21 protein-coding genes and 1 other RNA gene are annotated in these 18944 nt (G+C 39.3%); 12 read left to right on the top strand and 10 right to left on the bottom strand.

Going from position 1 to position 18944, the window contains the following annotated elements; all coding sequences use genetic code 11:
• The first annotated feature begins 49 nt into the window (after window positions 1-49).
• Window positions 50-411, top strand: a transfer-messenger RNA (tmRNA) gene (ssrA, locus tag MMB69_RS22135).
• 130 nt (window positions 412-541) lie between these two features.
• On the opposite strand, the gene modB is transcribed toward ssrA, so the two are convergent.
• The 4 genes from modB to fdhF all read right to left on the bottom strand — a co-directional run bounded on the left by modB (window position 542) and on the right by fdhF (window position 5559).
• Window positions 542-1198, bottom strand: coding sequence for a molybdate ABC transporter permease subunit (modB, locus tag MMB69_RS22130; RefSeq protein WP_277448460.1), 657 nt, complete (start codon window positions 1196-1198; stop codon window positions 542-544).
• Window positions 1199-1205: 7 nt separating this feature from the next.
• Entirely contained in the window at window positions 1206-2003 is a 798-nt protein-coding gene (gene modA / locus MMB69_RS22125; protein ID WP_277448459.1) for a molybdate ABC transporter substrate-binding protein, read from the bottom strand.
• A gap of 125 nt (window positions 2004-2128) precedes the next feature.
• Window positions 2129-2608 (bottom strand): helical membrane plugin domain-containing protein, encoded by a 480-nt coding sequence (locus MMB69_RS22120; RefSeq protein WP_277448458.1) that lies wholly within the window; start codon window positions 2606-2608, stop codon window positions 2129-2131.
• 11 nt (window positions 2609-2619) lie between these two features.
• Window positions 2620-5559 carry a formate dehydrogenase subunit alpha gene (gene fdhF, locus MMB69_RS22115; protein WP_277448457.1) on the bottom strand — a complete coding sequence of 980 codons (2940 nt, stop codon included), beginning with the start codon at window positions 5557-5559 and terminating at the stop codon, window positions 2620-2622.
• Window positions 5560-5923: 364 nt separating this feature from the next.
• Between fdhF and MMB69_RS22110 the strand changes: the two genes are divergently transcribed.
• The 3 genes from MMB69_RS22110 to moaA all read left to right on the top strand — a co-directional run bounded on the left by MMB69_RS22110 (window position 5924) and on the right by moaA (window position 8144).
• On the top strand, window positions 5924-6268 hold the full coding sequence (locus tag MMB69_RS22110; RefSeq protein ID WP_013085380.1) for a Na-translocating system protein MpsC family protein: 345 nt from the start codon (window positions 5924-5926) through the stop codon (window positions 6266-6268).
• Window positions 6269-6334: 66 nt separating this feature from the next.
• Window positions 6335-7081 (top strand): formate dehydrogenase accessory sulfurtransferase FdhD, encoded by a 747-nt coding sequence (gene fdhD / locus MMB69_RS22105; RefSeq protein WP_481861928.1) that lies wholly within the window; start codon window positions 6335-6337, stop codon window positions 7079-7081.
• A 46-nt stretch (window positions 7082-7127) separates the two neighbouring features.
• On the top strand, window positions 7128-8144 hold the full coding sequence (gene moaA / locus MMB69_RS22100; protein WP_277448454.1) for a GTP 3',8-cyclase MoaA: 1017 nt from the start codon (window positions 7128-7130) through the stop codon (window positions 8142-8144).
• Window positions 8145-8156: 12 nt separating this feature from the next.
• Here moaA and mobA read toward each other — a convergent pair whose 3' ends face one another.
• Window positions 8157-8726 carry a molybdenum cofactor guanylyltransferase gene (gene mobA / locus MMB69_RS22095; RefSeq protein WP_277448453.1) on the bottom strand — a complete coding sequence of 190 codons (570 nt, stop codon included), beginning with the start codon at window positions 8724-8726 and terminating at the stop codon, window positions 8157-8159.
• A gap of 162 nt (window positions 8727-8888) precedes the next feature.
• Here mobA and MMB69_RS22090 point away from each other — a divergent pair, with 162 nt between their 5' ends.
• The 5 genes from MMB69_RS22090 to moaD are packed head-to-tail and all read left to right on the top strand — an operon-like array spanning window position 8889 to window position 12400.
• The gene (locus MMB69_RS22090; RefSeq protein WP_264408665.1) at window positions 8889-9905 is read left to right on the top strand and encodes a molybdopterin-synthase adenylyltransferase MoeB; all 1017 of its coding nucleotides are present in this window, start codon (window positions 8889-8891) and stop codon (window positions 9903-9905) included.
• A 17-nt stretch (window positions 9906-9922) separates the two neighbouring features.
• Window positions 9923-11188, top strand: a complete 1266-nt coding sequence (locus MMB69_RS22085) for a molybdopterin molybdotransferase MoeA (protein ID WP_277448452.1) — start codon at window positions 9923-9925, stop codon at window positions 11186-11188.
• Entirely contained in the window at window positions 11176-11703 is a 528-nt protein-coding gene (mobB, locus tag MMB69_RS22080) for a molybdopterin-guanine dinucleotide biosynthesis protein B (RefSeq protein ID WP_277448451.1), read from the top strand. Before MMB69_RS22085 ends, mobB begins: the two co-directional genes overlap by 13 nt.
• The gene (locus MMB69_RS22075; RefSeq protein ID WP_277448450.1) at window positions 11700-12164 is read left to right on the top strand and encodes a molybdenum cofactor biosynthesis protein MoaE; all 465 of its coding nucleotides are present in this window, start codon (window positions 11700-11702) and stop codon (window positions 12162-12164) included. The genes mobB and MMB69_RS22075 overlap by 4 nt, the downstream gene beginning before the upstream one ends.
• Window positions 12165-12166: 2 nt before the next feature.
• Window positions 12167-12400, top strand: coding sequence for a molybdopterin converting factor subunit 1 (gene moaD / locus MMB69_RS22070; protein ID WP_042991825.1), 234 nt, complete (start codon window positions 12167-12169; stop codon window positions 12398-12400).
• Window positions 12401-12434: 34 nt separating this feature from the next.
• Here the strand turns inward: moaD and MMB69_RS22065 are convergent, their stop codons facing one another.
• From MMB69_RS22065 to MMB69_RS22050, 4 genes are all read right to left on the bottom strand, one after another.
• Window positions 12435-13076, bottom strand: coding sequence for a nitroreductase family protein (locus MMB69_RS22065; RefSeq protein ID WP_042991827.1), 642 nt, complete (start codon window positions 13074-13076; stop codon window positions 12435-12437).
• A gap of 27 nt (window positions 13077-13103) precedes the next feature.
• On the bottom strand, window positions 13104-13541 hold the full coding sequence (locus MMB69_RS22060; protein WP_013085370.1) for a MarR family winged helix-turn-helix transcriptional regulator: 438 nt from the start codon (window positions 13539-13541) through the stop codon (window positions 13104-13106).
• 169 nt (window positions 13542-13710) lie between these two features.
• Complete coding sequence (locus tag MMB69_RS22055; protein ID WP_269870868.1) at window positions 13711-13890, bottom strand: hypothetical protein; 180 nt, start codon at window positions 13888-13890, stop codon at window positions 13711-13713.
• A 126-nt stretch (window positions 13891-14016) separates the two neighbouring features.
• A complete protein-coding gene (locus MMB69_RS22050) occupies window positions 14017-14643 on the bottom strand; it encodes an undecaprenyl-diphosphatase (RefSeq protein WP_269870867.1) in 627 nt (208 codons plus the stop codon).
• Window positions 14644-14805: 162 nt separating this feature from the next.
• Between MMB69_RS22050 and MMB69_RS22045 the strand changes: the two genes are divergently transcribed.
• The 3 genes from MMB69_RS22045 (at window position 14806) to MMB69_RS22035 (ending at window position 18150) form a co-directional block, all read left to right on the top strand.
• Window positions 14806-15933 (top strand): MGDG synthase family glycosyltransferase, encoded by a 1128-nt coding sequence (locus tag MMB69_RS22045; protein WP_269870866.1) that lies wholly within the window; start codon window positions 14806-14808, stop codon window positions 15931-15933.
• A 158-nt stretch (window positions 15934-16091) separates the two neighbouring features.
• Window positions 16092-16817, top strand: a complete 726-nt coding sequence (locus MMB69_RS22040) for a response regulator transcription factor (RefSeq protein ID WP_013059676.1) — start codon at window positions 16092-16094, stop codon at window positions 16815-16817.
• Window positions 16795-18150, top strand: coding sequence for a sensor histidine kinase (locus MMB69_RS22035; RefSeq protein ID WP_014457858.1), 1356 nt, complete (start codon window positions 16795-16797; stop codon window positions 18148-18150). The genes MMB69_RS22040 and MMB69_RS22035 overlap by 23 nt, the downstream gene beginning before the upstream one ends.
• Window positions 18151-18183: 33 nt before the next feature.
• Here the strand turns inward: MMB69_RS22035 and MMB69_RS22030 are convergent, their stop codons facing one another.
• The gene (locus tag MMB69_RS22030) at window positions 18184-18897 is read right to left on the bottom strand and encodes an FTR1 family iron permease (RefSeq protein ID WP_221785811.1); all 714 of its coding nucleotides are present in this window, start codon (window positions 18895-18897) and stop codon (window positions 18184-18186) included.
• Window positions 18898-18944: the final 47 nt, after the last annotated feature.

The raw sequence follows: 18944 nt of genomic DNA, 5'->3' as shown, positions 1-18944 counted from the left end.
CTGATGTAAGATTTTTTCTTACACATTCCGACTCCCTTTTATTTTATATGGGGACGTTACGGATTCGACAGGGGTAGTTCGAGCTTAGGTTGCGAGTCGAGGAGATGGCCTCGTTAAAACATCAACGCCAATAATAACTGGCAAATCTAACAATAACTTCGCTTTAGCTGCATAATAGTAGCTTAGCGGTTCCTCCCTCCATCGCCCATGTGGTAGGGTAAGGGACTCACTTTAAGTGGGCTACGCCGGAGTTCGCCGTCTGAGGACGAAGGAAGAGAATAATCAGACTAGCGACTGGGACGCCTGTTGGTAGGCAGAACAGCTCGCGAATGATCAATATGCCAACTACACTCGTAGACGCTTAAGTGGCGATATTTCTGGACGTGGGTTCGACTCCCACCGTCTCCACCAATACATATTGTATGGTGGCTTACCTTACTTATAACAGGAGTTAATCAAATGTATGTTCTTCATTTGATTAGCTCCTTTTTAATTTATGATGTATGTAAAAAGGATGCCTCTTACACAAAGAGACATCCTTTTACTTTTGTTTAAGCTGAACAAAAAGCAGCATAAGAAAGGAAAGAAAGACGATTGAAATAACCCATAGCCAAGCGAGATTCATGTTTCCAGAGTCAATCGCTACGTAGATAGCGGTAGGCACAGTTTGTGTTTCACCTGGAATATTGCCAGCAAACATCAAAGTGGCTCCAAACTCTCCGAGTGCTCTTGCCAGACTTAGCACTCCTCCTGTTGCGATGGCTTTAGAAGCTAAAGGGATGGAAATAAAGAAAAAGACTTTCCATTCGCTTGCACCATCTACTCGAGCTGCGTCTTCAATTTCGTAATCTACGCCTTGAAAGCCTGTTTTGGCAGATTGATACATAAGCGGAAACGCAACGACAACGGAGGCAATAACAGCTGCCCACCATGTGAAAATAACGGGTTGTTGAAAGACCCATTCAATTGCCCGGCCGAGCAGGCTGTGTTTCCCGAATATGACAATCAATAAAAATCCAACAACGGACGGAGGGAGCACCAACGGGAGCATTAACGCCGTTTCAAGCATCACTTTTCCCTTAAAGTGTTTCCTGGATAACAGTTTTCCTATCACAGTGCCTAAAATAATAACGACAAATCCTGCTACTAATGCAATTTTAAGCGATAGCTGAAGAGGAGATAAAAATTCTTGAATCATAGCGGCCTCAATTTGCAGTGAAACCGTATTTCTTTAAAGTGTCAAGAGCCGTCTTACTTTGTAAAAATTGATAAAAAGCTTTTGCTTCTTGTGGATGTTTCGAATCCTTAATAACGCCTACAGGGTATACAATTGGTTTGTGAGTGCTATTATTTGCAGTAGCGACAATCTTCACCTTTTTTGAAATCAAGGCATCGGTTTTATAAACCACCCCAGCTTCAACGTTTCCTGTCTCCACATAGGAAAGAACCTGGCGTACGTCTTTCGCATAGACGGTTTTTGGCTCAATGTTTTTCCAGAGGTTCAGCTGTTCAAAAGTCTCCTTCGCATACTGTCCGGCAGGAACGGATTCTGGTATTCCAAGTGCAATTTTTTGAACAGTCGGCTTTGATAGATCTTCAAAATTTGTGATAGCAGACGTATTATTCTTTGGCACGATAAGCACAAGGTCATTGCCAACCAAGTCAGTACCATTTTCCTTGGAGATAGCTCCTGCTTTTACTAGTGCATCAAACTTGTCTTCCGCGGCTGAAAAAAATAAATCAACAGGTGCGCCGTTTGTAATTTGCTGTTGCAGCGAGCCTGAAGCTCCAAAATTAAATTTTAAGTCTATATTTGGATGCTTTTTTTCATATTGCTTTTGAATATCAGTGAGCGCATCTTTTAAGCTGGCCGCAGCGGATATCGTTAAGCTGATGTTTTTGTGCTGAGCTGCGGATTGAGCTGTATTTGTTTCGTTCGAACAAGCAGCAGTAAACATAATTAAAAATAATAGTGCGAATAAGGGTTTAAAGTATTGTTGCATCGTGTCACCTCAATTAGTTGTAGTAAAGCAATTTAGTATAACTATATCACGTTCATTTAAAATTTGACTTCCTAAAAAGAAAACAGCGACTTGAAAGGGGGAAAACTTTCAAGTCGCTGCTTCATTTATTCTTCCAACGCTTTGCCCATTCCTTTTAAAAAGTGAAGCCCAAATCCAATTGCACGATTGACATCTGGATCGTTTAGCGCTTTTATAAGAGCTAATGCACTTACTTTTTTTCCTGTTTTTATATATTCATTCGCTTCGTTCATACCAGCTGTTGCGCTATTTACAAGTTTAGCGGTTACCTCTGGATCTGCCTTCATCAAACCGCTGCTTGCACCCATAAGAGTATTAATTAAATTGGTTACCGGTTCTCTGGAAATTTGATGAAGCGCAATTTTTGAGATTTTTTCTTTTGCTTGAATCATTGAATCAGCAGCTTCAAGAACACCCATGTCGTTAAGTTCGCCAACAATACCGAGAATACGGTTCAAAGCTTCTTCATTATCTGCTAGCAGAGAAGTTAAATCTTCTAATTTTTGTTGTTTTTCTTCTTCCTCGCTTAGAAGAGGTTTCCTAATTTCTGTAATAGGTTGTGCCATCTTTTCTCCTCCTATTTACTTGTTAAATGGACGTAGCCAGGACGGTTCCATTTACGCTGAACCTCGACCCCATTTTGAGGATGACGTTTTTTGTTACGGGGATTTGTAGACGGTAAAGGCGTTTCTCCACCTTTACTTAATACTTCCATCCGTACTTTTGTTTGTTTGTAAGCCGGCGTATTTGTTCGTTGGTCAACTGCAGGTCCCGTCAAAAAGTTAATAGCCGAATCTTTATGAACAGAGTGCATTGGAAGATACAGCTCATTTGCTTTTACTCGCTCTGTAATTAATGCCTGTACTTTTACTGCTCCAAACGGTGAGATTAATCTGACAAGCGAACCTTCTACAATTTCACGCTCCTTGGCAAGCTGAGGTGAAATTTCTACGAATACTTCTGGTACTTTTGATTGGATGCCGCTCGATTTATTGGTCATATTCCCTTCGTGAAAATGTTCTAACATTCTTCCATTATTAATGTGTAGATCATATTCTTCTGGGAATTCGGCAGGAAGTACCCAATGTGATAAAGCAAAGCGCGCTTTTTTATCTGGGAAATTAAACCCATCGACGTAAAGTAACGGCGTGCTTTTTCCCTCTAAACTCCCCCATAAGAAGCTATTCCAGCCTTCAAGGTTTTCGTAGCTGGCTTGGCTGAATAGAGGTGATAGACTAGCCATTTCTGCAAAGATATCACCAGGATGTGTATACGTCCAGTTCGCACCTAAGCGGTTGGCAATCTCTTGAACAATCCACCAATCCGGCTTTGAATCACCGAGCGTTGGTAATGCTTGATACAATCTTTGGACACGTCGCTCCGTATTGGTAAATGTTCCGTCTTTTTCAAGAGAAGGAACAGCAGGAAGTACAACATCAGCATATTGAGCCGTTCTCGAAAGGAAAATGTCTTGGACGACAAAAAAATCTAAATTTGATAATATTTCGTGTACATGGTTAGCATTTGAATCAACAAGAGCCATATCTTCTCCGACAAGGTACATGGCCTTCATTTTTCCTTCATCAATTGAATGCAGCATTTGAATATTATCAAGCCCTGGCTTATCTTTAATTTTTACACCGTATGCTTTTTCAAATTTCGCTCGGGCGACTGAGTCTGTGACGTGCTGATAGCCTGGAAGCCAAGCAGGAAGAGTTCCCATATCACATGCTCCTTGGACGTTATTGTGGCCTCGGAGCGGATAAGCGCCTGCTCCAGGGCGTCGATAGTTTCCAGTAGCAAGCAACAGGTTTGAGATAGCCGCTGATGTATCAGAGCCTCCCGTATTTTGCGTTACGCCCATGCCCCACAGCACACAGGTTCCATCTGCGTCGCGAATCATTTCAGCTATTTGAATGAGCGTTGCTGCTGGAATACCCGTAATTTGTTCAGCATATTCAAGCGTGTACTTTTCAAGCAAAGAGCGAAAGTCTTCAAAATAGTTGACGTTTTCTTGGATGAACTTTTCATTGTGCCATCCCTGGTCAATCATGTATTTTGTTACAGCCATTAGCCATACTTGGTCCGTACCTTGTTTTGGACTGATGAAAATGTCAGAGCGTTCAGCCATTTCGTTTTTGCGCAAATCTGCGACGATTAGTTTTTGGTCATGAAGCTTATGCGCGCGTTTGATGCGAGTTGCTAATACAGGATGACCTTCAGCAGGGTTAGCTCCAACGATGATAACCAGTCCAGCTTTTGCGATGTCTTTTATCGTGCCGGCATCGCCTCCCATTCCCACTGTTCGAAATAATCCATCAGTTGCAGGAGACTGACAGTAGCGAGAGCAGTTGTCTACGTCATTTGTTTCAAACATTTGGCGAGCCAGCTTTTGAATAACATAGTTTTCTTCGTTTGTAATCTTAGAAGAAGAAATAAAACCAACTGATCCATGTCCATACTGCTGATTAATAGAGCTTAACCTGCTTGCTACTAAGTCGAGGGCTTCTTCCCATGACGACTCTACAAATGCACCATTTTTTCGGATTAAAGGCTTAGTAATACGTTTTTCAGAGTTTACAAAATCCCAGCCGAATTTTCCTTTCACACAGGTTGAAATGGCATTTGCGGGAGCATCAGAGCTAGGCTGAACTTTAAGGATTTCACGGCCTTTTGTCCATACTTCAAATGAACATCCAACTCCGCAAAATGTACAGACAGTTTTTGTTTTTTTCGTGCGTGTTTCGCGCATAGCGGCTTCCACTTCTGAAACAGCAAAAATTCCGCTGTATCCAGGTTCTACTTCTTTAACTAAATCAATCATTGGATTTAAAACGTCTTTTGGAAGCCCAGTCATAAATCCAGCTTCTCCAAGCATGGATTTTTCCATCAAGGCATTACAAGGGCATACGGTTACACATTGACCGCAGCTCACACAAGAAGATTCATTGATTGCTACACCGTCATCCCAGAGAACGCGGGGACGTTTTGCTTCCCAGTCGATAGAGAGTGTTTCATTAACTTGAAGATTTTGACAAACCTCTACGCATTGGCCACAAGCGATGCATTGATTAGGGTCATAACGGTAGAACGGATGAGACATATCGACTTCATTCTCTGAGGCCTTTGGCGTATAGGGGTATTTTTGATGTTCAATCTCCATCATTTCGGCTGTGTTATGTAATTTACAGTTTCCGTTGTTATTGTCGCAAACGGTGCAGTATAGCAAATGATTCTCTAATAAACGATCCATTGCTTCCGTCTGTGCCGCTTTTGCGGGTGCTGATTGTAATTCAATCTTCATGCCGTTTTCAGCTTTTGTAGAACAAGAACGAACTAACTCGCCATTCATTTCAACGATACATGTGTCACAAGTTTGAATAGGATCCACTTCAGGAACATAACAAATCTGAGGGTGCTCAATGCTTTGCTGATTAATAATTTCGAGTATGGTAGAGCCTGAAGCTGCTTTGTATTCGTTGCCATTTATATGAACAGTGATGATTTCACGACTCATTTGTTTTCCTCCTTTATATAAAAACAAAAAACCACCATGAATACACACGCCTAATTAAATAAGGGAAGTGCAATCATGGTGGAATAGTTTACTAGCAGGTCTTACTAATATGCCAATCCGGCCCATTTATATCGTTAAGAAAAAGTGATAGAGTAATAACAATTCATTATTATTATTCCATCTCGGTTATTTACAATTATATCGCTACGTTTTTAAATGCACAACTTTTTTAAATACCCAACTCTCTTCAAAAGTTTTGCTGCAAAGATTTTAGGCTTTTATTTTTTGAAGTGTTGATTTATGATAAAAAAACTGTAGGAATAAAATGCACAATTTAATTTTAATCGGTGGGAGAGCGTTGATTATGTCAAAAACTATTCATGAATTTAATGATATTATTCGGAAGCTTCGAAAAGATTTATTTGGAAAAGGACCGGAAAGAATACATACGGTTTTTGTTGAAAATATGGCTGTCTCAACACTGTATGGAAATTTAACTCCGACAGAAACATTTATTGCAAGCACTGCTGAAGGATGTGACATGGTTCATCTAGCTCGAACAAAAATGATCCAAGATGTATATGCATCGAATCCGCCGGAAGGGCTAGAAGAATTGGTAGGAGCAAAGTTGGTTAATTTATTTTCAGATATGAAAATAAAAGAAAATATAGCGGTTTCCGTATTCGTTTTTGATAAAAACATTATTTAAAAAAGGAGACATCACATGAACTCGACCGTTAAGAAGCGTACAGTTCTTAGATTTAGAAATGGTCAAATGGAAAGCTTCGAAGATAAAATTGTAACGGAGTTTCCTGTGACTGTGAAAATTAATGAAGAAGAGTTTGTCACGATGGTATGTAGCCCACAATACATTGAAGATATGGTAATTGGCTATTTAGCATCTGAAGGGGTTATCCGAGCATACACAGACATTAAAAACATATGGGTTCAAGAAAAAGAAGGGTATGTTCATGTTACAATAGATAAATTAAACCCATATTTTCAAAACCTTCAAAATAAACGATATATCACGTCTTGCTGCGGGGCGAGCAGACAAGGGTTTGTCTTTATAAATGATGCGCTGACTGCTAAAAAAATGAACGATATATCGGTAGAACTTTCAATTAAGGATTGTTTTCAATTGATGAATAAGCTGCAGCAATCTGCTGCTACGTTTCAAGAAACGGGTGGCGTTCATAACGCTGCTATTTGTGATAAAAATGGCTTTATGCTTAGCAGAATGGACATTGGTAGGCATAATGCTCTAGATAAACTATACGGGTATTGCTTAAAACACCATATTTCAATTAGAGATAAAGTAGTCGTTTTCAGCGGCCGTATTTCTTCAGAAATTTTGTTGAAAGTAGCGAAGATCGGGTGTGAAGTGGTTCTTTCAAAATCCGCTCCGACTGAACTTGCTTTAAATCTAGCAGAAGAATTGGGAATTACAACGGTAGGGTTTATTCGAAATGATTCGTTGAATATTTATACATGCCCGGAAAGAATTTTAAGAGAGAGTTAATCTGCTGTGGAGAAGCTGACAGCTAGAGAGAGGAGAGATGAGGCAGATGTCATACGCTATAGGTGATACTTTAAAGCGTCCTTTACGAGACTTGCGTTTGTCAGTAACAGATCGCTGTAACTTTCGCTGTCGATATTGTATGCCTGAAGAAATTTTTGGGGCAGACTATCCATTTTTACCTGCCGAAAACATTCTTTCGTTTGATGAATTAGAGAGACTCACTAGATTATTCGCATCGCTAGGAGTAAAAAAAGTGCGTATAACGGGAGGAGAGCCGCTGCTAAGAAAAGGCTTGCCAGATCTAATCAATCGTCTGAAGCAAATTGAGGGTATAGATGATATTGCCATAACAACAAACGGCTCACTGTTAAAGAAGCATGCAGAAGCCTTATCAAAAGCGGGATTATCAAGAGTAACCGTTAGCTTAGACTCGCTTGATGAAGTGAGATTTCAAGAGTTGAATGGAAACCGGGGAAGCGTAAAACGAGTATTAGAAGGAATAGAAGCAGCAGCTCTTGCGGGGATTTCAGTCAAAATAAACATGGTTGTCCAAAAAGGCAAGAATGAGCAGGATATTCTTCCGATGGCCCACTATTTTAAAGACAAAAAACATACGCTGCGTTTTATTGAATATATGGATGTTGGAAATTCAAACGGATGGAAAATGGATGAGGTTATAACAAAGAAACAAATTCTTGATATAGTTGGACAAGAAATGCCTCTTGAAGAAATTACACCTCATTATACGGGAGAAGTAGCCACCAGGTATCGATACGTCGGGACAGAAGAGGAAATTGGTATCATTTCATCTGTCACAGATTCATTCTGTTCCACTTGTTCACGCGCAAGAGTATCGGCTGAAGGAAAGCTCTATACCTGTTTGTTCGCGTCAAAAGGATATGACCTCCGCACACTGATACGGTCAGAAGCCTCTGATCATACTGTTTGTGACACCATTTCTGATATCTGGAATCATCGGAAAGATCGTTACTCAGACGAACGAGCTAATGGAAGACAGGTCCAAGGCGCTGAAAAAGTGGAAATGTCTCATATTGGTGGATAATTCAAAGAAGCTTTATACATCCCAATCACTGCGATGATTCACATTTATAAAAGTGGGATCTTCTGCTGAAAAAGGCACGCGAAGGACGTTTGTCTGATTCAACAATTGCGTAAGCCTTTTTTCACCTTGTGTAACGAGTTGTTCAATAAGAGGAAGCGTTCTACGGTGATAGAGTGCTAGAAGCGGGTGAATGTGATCAGGCTGAACAGGAAGAACAATGTCAGGTGAGTCCGTTTGAGTCAGTGTGATCATGTGATGAACAAACTCAGCATTAATAAAAGGAATATCGCAAGAAAGAATAAAGAACCATTCAGCGCAGCAATCGATCGCAGTTAAAGCGTGATGAATTGCATACAAAGGACCTTGATACGGGCATTTTTCAACTGCAAATGCAACATCATTTCTTTGAAAATAAGGGAGTAAATCTTGGTTGGTAGACACAAGTATAGGTGTGACGTGATTTTCTTTTAATGCATCTATACTATATTCGTAAAATGATTTCTTGTTATAGGTTTCAAACATTTTTGGTTGACCGTAGCGAGAAGATTTTCCTCCTGCTAATACAATGCCTGCAATGGACATTTATTAAATACCTCCATCAAAATATATTTGTATATTTATGCAAAAAAAGCCTCCGTAAAGCAGCGTAGCTTTATGTGTATAATAGCATGTTTTTAAAGAAATATCTTTGACGAAGGAATAGATAGTGAAGTCAGAGATTGAATGAGAAAGGGAGAGAAAAGAGTGACAGAACGTTATTCACGTCAGCAGCTTTTCCAGCCCGTTGGAAACAAAGGGCAGCAGCAAATTAGAAGTAAGCATGTTTTAGTTGTAGGTGCAGGGGCTCTAGGCAGCGCTAGCGCAGAAGCCCTCGTGCGTGCTGGAATTGGAAAATTGACTCTTGTAGATCGCGATTATGTAGAATGGAGTAATCTACAGCGTCAGCAGCTTTATACAGAACAAGATGCGCAAAACAAACTACCTAAAGCTGTAGCAGCAAAAAATCGTTTGCGTCAAATAAACACGGAAGTGAAGATTGAAGCGCTGGTGATGGATGCTCAGCCTGCTAATTTAGAAAGTATCGTCCAAACAGCCGATGTGATCATCGATGCGACAGACAACTTCGACATCCGTTTTATTTTAAATGATTTGTCACATAAGTATGAAGTTCCTTGGATATACGGCTCATGTGTAGGGAGTTATGGCGCCACTTATACCGTTATCCCAAATGTAACCCCTTGTCTGCACTGCATATTGAAAAAAGTGCCTGTCGGAGGAGCAACCTGTGAGACAGCAGGAATTATCAGTCCAGCTGTTCAAATCGTGGCAGCCTATCAAATAACCGAAGCATTAAAAATTTTAGTCGAAGATGTTGAAGCTTTGCGCCACACATTTTTAACCTTTGACGTCTGGAATAATCAGCACGCTGAATTTAAGACGGGCAAAATGAAAAGTGATAAATGTTCTTCTTGCGGATCGACCCGAACGTATCCGTACTTAGCGTATGAAAATCAACTTAAAACAGAAGTTCTTTGCGGCAGAGAGACGGTTCAAATCAGACCCTCACAGCAGCATTTACACAACTTTGATGAATTGGAAAAGCGGTTAAAAAAACAGGGGGAAGTGGACCGCAATCCATACCTTCTGTCATGTCAGCTTCCAGAGCAGCGCTTTGTAATTTTTCAAGATGGCCGTGTATTTATTCATGGAACGAATGATATTCAATTTGCGAAAAGCTTATATTATCGTTTACTAGGATGAGTAAAGGAGTGAAAAGAATGAGAGAAAAGCGAACTCCTATCCCTGTTGGAGAATGCGTTGGACGAGTGATGCAGTATGCAAAAAACAGAAAGCAAGAAATCATTGCGCTTGAAGAAGCTCACGGCAGATTTTTAGCTGAAGATTTAATAGCAGATCATGATATTCCTGCTTTTGATCGTTCTCCATATGATGGTTTTGCCGTTCGGTCGCAAGATACGAAAGAAGCATCATCACTTCATCCAGTAGAACTGGCTGTTCGAGGAGAAATAGGAGCAGGTTCTGTTTTTGAACATACAGTCAACGCGATGCAGGCTGTGCGTATTATGACAGGAGCTCCTATTCCCAAAGGCTGCGATGCGGTTGCCATGCTTGAAGTAACAAAAGAATATACAAAAGACAATCAGCCGATCGTTCAAATCAAGCGTTCGTTTAACAGCGGAGATAACATTTCTTTTCAAGGAGAAGAAACAACAAAAGGAACTGTGTTAGCTTCGAAAGGAACGTATATCACTCCGGGAGTAGCTGCTCTTTTAGCCACATTTGGCTATAGTAACGTAGCTGTCTTCAAAAAACCTGTAGTTGGATTACTTGCAACTGGAAGTGAACTAGTGGAAGTGAGTGATCCTGTTGAACGGGGCAAAATTCGTAATAGCAATGCTCATATGCTGCGTGCGCAAATTGAAAAAGCTGGAGGCGAAGTGAACTATTTTGGTATTATGCCTGATGATTTAAGTCAGTGCTACAATGCGGTAAAAGCTGCACTATCAGAAGTGGACATGCTGATTACAACGGGAGGCGTTTCAGTAGGAGACTATGATTATCTACCAGATGTGTATAAACAATTACAAGCCGAAGTTCTTTTTAATAAAATAGCGATGAGACCAGGCAGTGTAACAACGGTTGCTCGTATGGAAGAAAAGCTTTTATTTGGCCTCTCGGGAAATCCTACAGCGTGCTATGTCGGTTTTGAACTTCTGGCTCGTCCGGTAATCAGTACATATGCGGGTAAAAGCACCCCTCATCTTCGGAAAGAAAAAGCTTTGTTAGGAAAAGACTTCTTAAAGCCAAATCCTTTTATGCGATTTGTATCTGGCAGGCTTTCATATAGGGAAGGGCAGCTGATTGCTTCTCCGTTAAGCTTTACAAAATCTAGTGCGGTTTCGTCTTTAGCTCATGCGGATACGTTAATTATATTTCCTGGAGGGACGAGAGGGTACAAAAAAGGAATGCTGGTTGATGTCTTATTGCTAGATGACGTACAGGGAAGTGAATGGCCTTGGTAGCACGTTGCACCGTTTTACAAGTAGTTGGATTTCAAAACAGCGGAAAAACTACTTTAGTGGAAAAGCTAATTAAAAGAGCGAAACAATTCAATCTATGTGTAGGTTCTATTAAGCACCATGGACACGGCGGACCTCCAGATAGCAGCAGCGGGTTAAAAGACAGTCATCGCCACCAGCAAGCAGGTGCCGATGTGGCAGGTGTAGAAGGAGGTGGAATCCTTCAGCTTACGGCAGATAGTAAAGACTGGAGCCTAAAAAAGCTGATCGATTTTTATCAATTTTTCTCGCCAGATGTCATTTTTGTTGAAGGATATAAAAAAGAATCCTATCCAAAAGCAGTCTTGATTCGAAGTGAAGAAGATCTTATTCTGCTTTCCTCTCTAACCAATATTATATGCGTGATTAGTCACGTTCCGCTTAAAAAAGAAGTGCAGCGAGCATATCCAATGTTTCAATTACAAGAAGACGAGTTTTATCTTAATTTTTTATTGAAAGAAGTGGGGGAAAGAAGATGAACCAGCACTTATTTGAAGTAGTAAATCAGCCAATTGCCGTAGATGAAATAATTAAAAAAGTTTCTAGAAGAGACGCGGGAGCTATTACGACATTTATTGGAACGGTAAGAGAATTTACAAAAGGCAAGAAGACGCTCTCTCTTGAATATCAAGCCTATGTGCCAATGGCAGTGAAAATGCTGAGCCAAATTGGTGACGAAATTCAGGAAAAGTGGCCCGATGCGTTGACAGCTATTACTCATCGAATCGGGAAGCTTGATATAACAGAAGTTGCAGTAGTTATTGCCGTTTCTTCTCCGCATCGTAAAACAGCTTATGAAGCAAACGAGTATGCTATTGAACGTATTAAGCAAATTGTGCCAATTTGGAAAAAAGAATTTTGGGAAGACGGAACAAAATGGATTGGAGATCAGTTAGAAACAAAAGAATATCCTGAAGGACAGCCATTGAAGGAGATGTAAAAATGATTAACGTCTTATTTTTCGCTGCTATACGTGAAGAGGCTGGAGTGGAACAAGTAACAGTTGATAAGCAAGATATAACAGTGAAGGAATTAAAGGAATATGTGCAAAAAACATATAAGCTGTCCTCTCTGAATCAAACGATGACAGCAGTCAACGAAGAGTTTGTAACAGATGAAGAAACCATTGGAACGGGAGATACCGTTGCATTTATTCCACCCGTTAGTGGAGGATAAAAAAAAGGTGCTGAATACACAGCACCTTTTTTTATTATCTAAATTGAGCTACTTTTTCGATTGGTAAACGTACAGACGGGTAACCGCTATTTGCGGCTTTGCCGATTGAAAGTAACATAACCGGTGCATAGCGCTCTTTGTCTAAACCGAATGCTTCGGCAATTTGATCTTTTTCATAACCGCCAATAGCGTTTGTATCATAACCGTGAGCACGTGCAGCAAGCATTAACTGCATAGATACTAAACCGCCGTCAATTAATACTGTTTCTTTATTTAATTCTTCAGAAGCAGCTGCGTAGTGCGCTTTGATTTTAGGAATTTGCATGTCTCTAATTTCTTGTGGCATATAGCCTAGTTCAACAGCTTTATCGTAAATTTCATCTAAATTTTCTTCACTTTTTAAATCGCCGAATATCGCAATAACAGCTGCTGATGTTTCTACTTGTGATTGATTAAATTTAGCAAGCGGAGCTAGTGTTGCTTTTCCTTCAGGGCTATCAATTACTAGAAAGCGCCAAGGCTGTGCATTAACAGAAGATGGAGCTAGCGTCGCTTCTGTTAAAATTTCTTTCATTTCTTCACGGCTGATTTTGACAGTTGGATCGTAATAACGAATAGATCTGCGCCCTGTAATAATATCTTGGAAATCATTGTTTAGTGTTTTTGTTTGTGTCATGATGAACTCTCCTTTATGTTAAAAATGTTATGACCGTTCAATGGCCGAAATGTTTACTTTTAAACGCTCGAGCATTTTGGAAAGCAGCAGCTGTTCTTCTTCGCTGAAATCTTTAAATGCTTCATCAATAAAGCGAGCTTTTTCGTTTCGAAATGCACCGATTTTTTCATGTCCGCTTTTCGTAAGCTTTACAAATGTTACGCGGTTGTCATCAGGATTTTTACGGCGTGATACAACATCTCTTTCTTCTAGCTGCTTTAAATGCCTTGTAATTGCAGCATTGTCAATGTTTACTTGCTGTTGAAGCGCCTTTTGACTCATTTCACCTGTTTCATAAAGCTGATGTAAAATATCAAGACGTGATTGGCTAACACCGGTACAATGCTCAAACTTTTGATTAATTTGTTTATTAACTTCTTGCAGAGCATACAGAACATTTGCTTTTTCAGAACATGAATGTGACAAGAAAGTCGCTCCCTTTTTTCTATGATATTTATTGATGGATTAATAGTTGATACATCAATGTTTGATACATCAACTAATATAAAATAAATAAAAGTGAAAGTCAAGAAAGTGAATAATCTTTTTTTATAAATAATAAAAAGAGAGTGAGATATAACGAAATCAATTTAATCTAAAGACGAACAAATCGGATAAATGAGCCCTTATGGACCGCTTGTGACACGGCAGTTGATTTCCGTGCAAGGCTCCGCTTTCCGCGGGCGGCCGGTGAGCCTCCTCGTCGCTTGCGCTCCTGCGGGGTCTCACCTGTTCCGCTGTTCCCGCAGGAGTCTTCGCCTTGCCCTCCAATCAACTGCTGGAAGGAACGAAACAGATAAAATCTACGTTCACCATAATAAAAAAAAACGAACCACTAATCAAACTGTTTGATTAGTGGTTCGTTTTTCACTTCAGCTAAACTATTTTTGTCTCAGCCTCTTTAAGCTGAATGATTTTTTTTGTTAATTTGTTCATGCGTATAGGGAGATAGAAACGGAATACGCTTGATAATTAAATCGTGAATCCAGAATAATCGCTGAATAAGAGGAGCTGTTTTAGCTGAAACGTATATAATAAAGCATCCGATAGCTCCTGCAATCACCATGCCTCCAAGTACATCTGCTGGATAGTGAACGCCTACGTAAATACGTGAAAGGCCCGAAATGACAGCCCATATAAAAATGATGCTTCTCCATTTGTTTTTCCGTAACCACATGATCCAAGCAGCAGAAAAGACTAAAATTGAATGATCACTGACAAAAGATGAATTAGCCGGGTGCGGAATCAGCTTATGAACGTGATGAGTCACAAACGGACGCGGGTGGTAATACACCAGGTGAATGACTTCATTGATACATAGAGAAAGTACAATTGTAAACAACATGTATAAAGCCGTATAACGGTGATAAATTGTTCTTTCTGTTTTTCCGCTAAACCAAAGCAAAAGCAAACAAGCCATTATAAAATAAGGAACGCTATTCGTGATGATAACCATTACAGAATCCATTGCGCTGGATTTACCAGCAAACGAGTTAATCCATTGAAATACTTCGTAATTGAGGTTCATTTGTTTTCTCCTTATGCAGTACTTTTCACTCTTAGTTTAGATTGACACTCTAAAAAAACGATGAATTTCACATTAAAAATCAATTAAAATCCGAAATTCAAGGGCATTTAATGATATAAAAAGGAGAGGAAGAAACTGCTTTTAGAATAGGAGATGAAACAGTTGAAAAAGGTTTTATTTTTACCTCTTCTAAAAATGCCTTCTGGCCATCATCAAGTGGCAGAGGCGTTAATGGATATATTGGAAAGAAGAACAACAAATATTTGTTATAAAAAAATAGATTTATTAAGCTATACAAACGAACTATTAGAAAAAGTGGTCACAGGCACATATTTGAAATGGATTCGTTATGCTCCAGAAACGTACAATATGGCATACAAACATCTCTTTTATGAACCGCCTGTTCATTCATTCAAATGGTATCATCACGTATTCGCAAAAAAAATGGAGCACTTAGTTAAAGAAGAAAATCCGGATTTAATTATATGCACACATGGATTTCCTTCTTATTTGCTCAGTCAATTAAAAGCAAAAGGCAAGTGCGATGTTCCTATTATAAATGTCTACACGGATTTCTTTATTAATAATTTATGGGGAAAAGAAGAGATTGACTTTCACTTTCTTCCTAGTGAAGAAGTAAGAAGAGGGCTTCGTGCTCAAAGTGAAATTCCACTTCAAAATATGATGGTCACAGGGATACCGGTACATGAAGAAATAACAAAAACAAGAACTGTTAAGCATCCTGGTAACCGAAATATTTTAATTGCCGGAGGCAGCAGCGGTCTAGGGAATATTATGGATTTTTATAATGATTTAAAAGACGCGCGCCATTTTCATTACTTTGTCTTATGCGGCAAAAATCAAAAGTTATACGAAGAAATCAAGGGATGGGAATTACAGCACGTTACACCAATTCCGTATATTTCATCACGCACAGAAATGAATGAACTGTATGAACAAGTGGATGCTATCGTAACAAAGCCAGGTGGTATCACGGTCAGTGAAGCTCTTCGCAAGAATTTACCGATTTTTGTTCATTCTGCTTTACCAGGTCAAGAAGAAGTGAATTTACGCTATTTAACAGAACGAAACTTAGTTCAAGAACTAAAGGCGGATCAACCGTTAGAAAGTCAGCTGCAGGCAGTGCTGCAGGATGCTGATAAAATGAGCACATTATATAACGCGATTGCTGCTTACCATAAAGAAATCGAAGCACAAACGCCTGAAGAACTTTTAGCAGTAGTCAATTGGATTTTAGGTGAAAAGCAAACGATTGGTCTTCATGCGTAAAACATTCATGTTTACAAACAATAAGGATAAGCTAAAGAACAAGTATGTTGAAAAAGTAGGGTTTAGATAAAAAAACAAACATCTTTTGAAAAAGGTGTTGTTTTTTTATCTAAAGAAGCTATTCTTTCACTTAAGACATGTGGTGAGAGGTGTATAACATGAAAGAGAAAATTTTAATTGTGGAAGATGAAGCGCAAATTGCGAAAGTGTTAAAGATTGAATTGGAATTTGAAGATTATGAAGTAGATGTTGAGTACGACGGGAAAGCGGGGTTAGAGACGGCAACATCCGCTCAATATGACCTCATTTTGCTAGACGTGATGCTTCCAAGTCTGAGCGGTATTGAGGTGTTAAGAAGACTTCGGAAAGCGGAAGTATTTACGCCAGTTATTTTATTAACTGCCCGAAATACGACGCTGGATAAGGTAATGGGCTTAGACCAAGGGGCTAATGATTATGTTACAAAACCGTTTGAAATTGAAGAACTGTTAGCGCGGGTTCGCTCTTGTATTCGCTATCGTTCGCTCGTAGAAGCATCAGGAACGAAAGAAGCTGAAGCGGAGCTCTTAACGATCAGTGATTTGACCATTAATCTTGAAACAAGGGAAGTCCTAAGAAACAATGAATCCATTACGCTGACACCGAAAGAGTATGATTTAGTCGTGTATTTGCTTACGAATAAAAATAAAATTGTCACGAGAGAAGGAATTCTCACAAACGTTTGGGGCTATGAATATGAAGGAGAAACAAACGTAATTGATGTGTATATTCGCCACTTACGAAAAAAAGTAGATGAAGGTTTTTCTACTTCTCTCATTCATACGGTGCGGGGCGTAGGATATATGATGAAAGAGGAGAAACATGAAGATCACGACGAAGATTAATTTGCTGACAACAGCATGGCTAGTGGTTATTTTATTAATCATGAACATTGTTGTTTTTTTCTCCTTTACTAAATCTACGGTGAATATGGAACAGGACATTTTATTCGAAAAAGCACGCGAGATTATTCAAAAAGGTCAGCAAGATCATTCCGTGGAGCTCTCGCCGGAGTTACTAAAATTTTATTTGACCAACCATTCATTTATCCGAACAGTCTCAGAAAATTCTACGGTCATTAACCAAGTATCAAATGATCCTCATCTGGTGAAAATTAAGCCTGAATTTTCAAAGAAAAAAAAGGTGAAGCTTCGCAAAATCAGAGAAAAGCAAGTATTGGTTATTCGCATGCCTGTCAAAGTCAATAATCAAGTCGTTGAAACGCTTGAGATTGGCGAGCTGCTGACTGGTTTTGAAACCCGTAAAGATATTTTGCTATCAATTTTGATTTTTTGTTCGCTTGTATCCATTTTACTGTCTCTTTTAGGAGGAAGATGGTTATCACGCGTCATTATGCATCCTATTAAAAATATGGTCACAACGATGAAAGAGATCGAAGAGAGCGGTGTTCCTAAAAAGGTCCTCATTCAAACGGAAACGAGAGATGAACTGCAGGGGATGACCGTTACGTTTAATCATATGATTGACCGCTTGCGAGAAAATATTGAAAAGCAAAATCAGTTTGTTTCCGATGCTTCTCATGAATTAAAAACCCCTCTAACCGTTATTCGCAGTTATTCTAATTTATTAAGAAGAAGAGGGATTAAAAATGAAGAAATTACGCTGGATGCGATCGACACCATCTATGCGGAAGCAACCAAAATGCAAAAAATGATTGAAACGCTGCTTGATCTGGCAAGTGTGGAAAAAGAACAAACGCTTGATATGAAGCAAACAGATCTTGTTCTTATTTTTGAACAAATCGTTAAGCAGCTGCAGCAGGTATACAAAAGAGAATTAGTTCTTCATTATGATCAAACGCCAATTATGATTGAAGTGGATGAACTAAAAATGAAGCAAGTGCTGATTATTTTGCTTGATAATGCAATTAAATACAGTACGGATAAAATTGAAGTGACCGTTGAAAAAAAGCAGGAAGATGTCATTATCAAAGTAAAAGACTATGGAATTGGTATTCCGAAGGAAGATCTTGCACATATTTTTGAACGTTTCTATCGAGTCGATAAAGCTAGAAGCAGAGCTACGGGAGGAACGGGGCTTGGACTATCGATTGCACAAACTATTGTCCGTCAGCATAAAGGCGAGATTTTTATTAATAGTGAAGAAGAACAAGGAACGGAAGTTGTGATTCACCTTCCCGTTTCATCTACAAATTAAGAAAGCCGCCGTTAACAGGCGGCTTTTGTGTAATTATGATGCCGATTTTTGTTTTCTTACTCGTAATTTTTTCAAGTCCGTTTGGAAAAACAGATAAAGTGATGCAACTGTAAAGATACTAAATCCAATTATTTCAAGTGATTCTCCACCAGCTTCAAATAGCTTAGCCAAACCTTCACCGCATAACTCTCCGCCAATAAAAATAAGAAAAACACCAAGCGCTTTAAAGATAATCCACAGGTTCAGCTTAATAGCCGTTTTAAACAGAATGTATGTAATAACGACGGCCAGCAAAATACCACTTATACTTCCAAATGCGATAGAAGAGGCGTGTTGATTTACTTGTGTCAGATTAAAAATAATTAGTTCTGTTCCTTCACGAAAGACAGATAAAAAGGCTAAGGTAATTAATCCCCATTTAGAAGAGTTGCTGGAAATTTTTGATGTGACCGAAGAAGTCATTTCTTTGCTTCGATGCAACCATAGAATAAAATAAGCGATAAGACCTGCAGCTAAAAGCATCATGACTCCTTCAAAAATTTCTTCTGACTCTTCTTCTAACTCTTTCGCCTCATTGAAGCCAATGAAGCCAAATACTAAGCTGAAGATAAGACCAGCAGCAGCCCCGATGAAGACAGGATACTTTAAATCTTTTCGGCCAACTTTTGTAACATGAGCTAAAATAATTCCAATGATAAGTGATGCTTCTAAACCTTCACGAAGCGACAAAGCCAAACTTGACCACATAAAAAGCTCCCCTTACTTTAAATGATAATAATCAATTTCCCTCTAAT

Source organism: Priestia sp. P5 (genome assembly GCF_029522155.1).
Taxonomy (GTDB): Bacteria; Bacillota; Bacilli; order Bacillales; family Bacillaceae_H; genus Priestia; species Priestia megaterium_E.
Note: the sequence above shows the minus strand (reverse complement) of the source record. Positions and strands in the feature narration are given on the sequence as shown.